Genomic DNA, 3,097 nt, shown 5'->3' on the forward strand with positions numbered 1-3,097 from the left:
CCGCTCCAGCCGCTCCTCGGGCCGGGGCGCCGCGCTCTCCACCGGGCCGGCGTCGGCCGCACCGCTCTCCGTGCCCTCGGGCACCGGCACCGTCCCAGTCCGCGCCCGTTGGTGAACCGGCGCCGGAGCAGGCGAGTGCCGAGGTGCCGTCTGCCGGCGGAGCCGTGGCGGGTGACGGTTCCGCGAGCGCGCGCAGCGGTGCCGGCGCGGACGCCACGGTGCCGGTGCCCGAGGGCACGGAGAGCGGTGCGGCCGACGCCGGCCCGGTGGAGAGCGCGGCGCCCCGGCCCGAGGAGCGGCTGGAGCGGGCCGTACGCGCGGCCGAGCAGGCGTTGATCGAGTACGAGATCGCGGTGGACACCTTCCGCATCGAGGTCGAGAACTTCTCCCGGCTGCACCACCAGAAACTCGGCCCGATGTACTCCCGGCTCGACGAACTCGACGCGCAGATCGCCGAGGCCGTCGCCGCCCGCACCGGTGACCCCGAGGACATCCGCAAGGCGGACGAGGCGCGGGCCCGGGTGATGCCGATGCCCGCGGTCGAGGAGCTGTTCCACGGCTGGATGGACGGCGACGGGCTGTTCCCGGAGGCCGCGGCGATGCTCACGGACCAGCCGGTACGGCCCCCGCAGCGGGTGCGCCCCAGCGAGGAGGCCCGCAAGCTCTACCGCGAGCTGGCCCGCAAGGCCCACCCCGACCTGGCGCAGGACGACGACGAGCGTAAGCGGCGCGAGGAGTTCATCACCCGGGTCAACGCCGCCTACAGCCGCGGTGACGCGCCCCTGCTGCGCGAGTTGGGCGAGGAGTGGGCGGCGGGACCGGCCCCGGCGGAGCGCGGCCCGAGCCCCAGCGAGGAGCTCTACGCCCGCCTCGAATGGCTCGCCCACCGCAAGGAACTCCTCACGCTCGTCGCCCGCGAGCTGGAGGAGGGCGCCATCGGCTCCATGCTCCGCATCGCCCCGGACGACCCCGACCGGCTGCTCGACGAGATCGCCGAGCAGTTGCTCACCCAAGTCGCCGAGCGGGAAGCGGAGTTGGCGTCACTGCTCGCGCAGCGGGATGTGTCCGGAGATCCGTCGGGTAGCTCCGAAGGTCCGTCGGGTAGCGTCGAGGCATGAGTTTCGGAGCTGGTGTGCCCACGGTCGAGGTCGGCGACCTCAAGGACGGCGACTTCCTGCTGGACGTCCGCGAGGACGACGAGTGGCAGGCGGGTCACGCCGCGGGGGCGTTGCACATCCCCATCAGTGAATTCGTGGCCCGGTACGGCGAGTTGACCGAGGCGGCGCCGCAGGACGGGCGGGTCCATGTGATCTGCCGCTCCGGCGGGCGTTCGGCCCAGGTCACGATGTACCTGGCCCAGCAGGGCATCGACGCCGTGAACGTCGACGGCGGCATGCAGGTGTGGGCCGCCGCCGGCCGACCCGTCGTCACGGACGAGGGCCGGCCGGGCTTCGTGCTCTAGCCACAGCCGGGCTTCGTGCTCTGGTCGCGACCAGGCTTCGTGCTCCTGCCACAACCGGCGTTCGCGCTGTTGCCACCCCTGTGGTCGCGGTCGGTTGGGGTCTAGCCCAGCGGATGCGCCGCCAGCAGATCCCCCAACGCCTCCTCGTGTGCCGCCGCCGGGCCCAGCGACAGCTCCAGGTGCTTGGCCCAGGCGTGGTACCGGTGCAGGGGGTACTCGGTGTCGGCGCCGAACCCCCCGTGCAGATGCTGCGCGGTCTGCACGACCCGTCGTACCCCCTCCGCCGCCCAGATCTTGGCCACGGCCAGGTCCGCGGCGGCGGGCAGCGCGCCCTGTGCCCCCGAGGCGATCCGCCACGCGGCCTGCCACAGGGTGGCCTCCATCGCGCGCAGGTCGATGTAGCGGTCGGCGGCCTGCACGGCGACGGCCTGGAAGGTCGCGACGGGGAACCCGAACTGCTCGCGCTTACCGGTGTATTCGGCGGTCATGCGCAGGACGGCGGTGCCGAGTCCGAGGGCCAGTGCGCAGGTGCCGGCGGTCAGCAGATCGCGCAGCCACTCCCAGGCGCCCTCGGCGTCGATGACGTCGACCCGCGCGATCGGCACGGATTCCAGGCGCAGTTCGGCGAGCCGCTCGCCCGTGGTGGATATCTGCTCGGCGAGGACGACGCCTTCCCGGTCCGGCGCGACCAGTGCGAGGACGGTCCGGCCGGTGTCCGTGTGCGCCGGTACGACGACCAGGTCCGCGTTGTGCGCCCACGGCACCGCCGTCTGCACCCCGTCCAGCACCCACCGGTCGCCGTCCCGCCGTGCCGTCACGGCCAGTTCGGCCGGGTCGTGGCCGGTGCGGCCGTGCGCGGCGACGGTCAGCACGAGCTCGCCGCGGCCGGCCCGGGCGAGCAGGGCCGACCTCAACTCCTCGCCGCCGTAGGCCTGTACGGTCGCGGCCACCGCGCTGCTCTCCAGGAGCGGCACCCTGGCCAGCACCTTCGCCGACTCCCGCAGCACCAGGCACAGGGCGATCGCGTCCAGGCCCGCGCCGCCGTACGCCTCGTCGAGCAGCAGGCTCAGCAGGTCCGCCTCGGCGAGCCTGGCCCACAGCGCGCGGTCGAAGTCGTCGGCCACGGCGCCCGTGGTGTCGGCCGGGCTGGGCACACCGTCCGGCGCGACATCGGCGAACACCCCCGCCGCCGCCTCGGCCGCCGCCTGCTGCTCCTCGCTGAAGGTGAAGTCCACGGTTCCCGTCCTTCCGCAAGACCTGATCTGACGGAGCGTCAAGATAGAACACGTTCTACAAGAAGGGAACGCCTCGGCCGGTCGCCCCCGTGCCTGCCGATCGTTCGGTTTGTCCGTTCCATGGTCGAATGCGCCGAGGTGGGGCGTCAACGGCTGTGGACAACCTGCGGGCAGCCCCTGTGGACAACATGACAAGGTGCATGACCTGTGGGCATCAGGACTGTGCCGGGAGCGTGCGTCTGAGTACCGTTCCGTGCGACGGACAGGAATCGGAAACGGGGCGGAATGGACGCGAACGACGGAGGCTCGAAGGCCCCCGAGGGGGAGCAGGCGTCTGCCTCCTCCGCCGAGGGCCCGCGCATACCCGCCGCCCCCGAGGGACCGCACGTGCCCGCCCAGC

At 73.1% G+C, this 3,097-nt stretch carries 3 protein-coding genes; 2 read left to right on the plus strand and 1 reads right to left on the minus strand.

Features of this window, described 5'->3' with window-relative positions:
* The first annotated feature begins 224 nt into the window (after nucleotides 1-224).
* Nucleotides 225-1,118: a hypothetical protein gene (locus tag JHN63_RS49470; RefSeq protein ID WP_307782177.1), complete on the plus strand. Its 894-nt coding sequence runs from the start codon at nucleotides 225-227 to the stop codon at nucleotides 1,116-1,118.
* A 14-nt stretch (nucleotides 1,119-1,132) separates the two neighbouring features.
* Nucleotides 1,133-1,462, plus strand: a complete 330-nt coding sequence (locus JHN63_RS49475; protein WP_200691693.1) for a rhodanese-like domain-containing protein — start codon at nucleotides 1,133-1,135, stop codon at nucleotides 1,460-1,462.
* A gap of 101 nt (nucleotides 1,463-1,563) precedes the next feature.
* Here the strand turns inward: JHN63_RS49475 and JHN63_RS49480 are convergent, their stop codons facing one another.
* Nucleotides 1,564-2,697 (minus strand): acyl-CoA dehydrogenase family protein, encoded by a 1,134-nt coding sequence (locus tag JHN63_RS49480; RefSeq protein WP_200691692.1) that lies wholly within the window; start codon nucleotides 2,695-2,697, stop codon nucleotides 1,564-1,566.
* Nucleotides 2,698-3,097 lie beyond the last annotated feature (400 nt).

This window comes from Streptomyces sp. MBT65, from assembly GCF_016612545.1.
Lineage (GTDB): Bacteria > Actinomycetota > Actinomycetes > Streptomycetales > Streptomycetaceae > Streptomyces.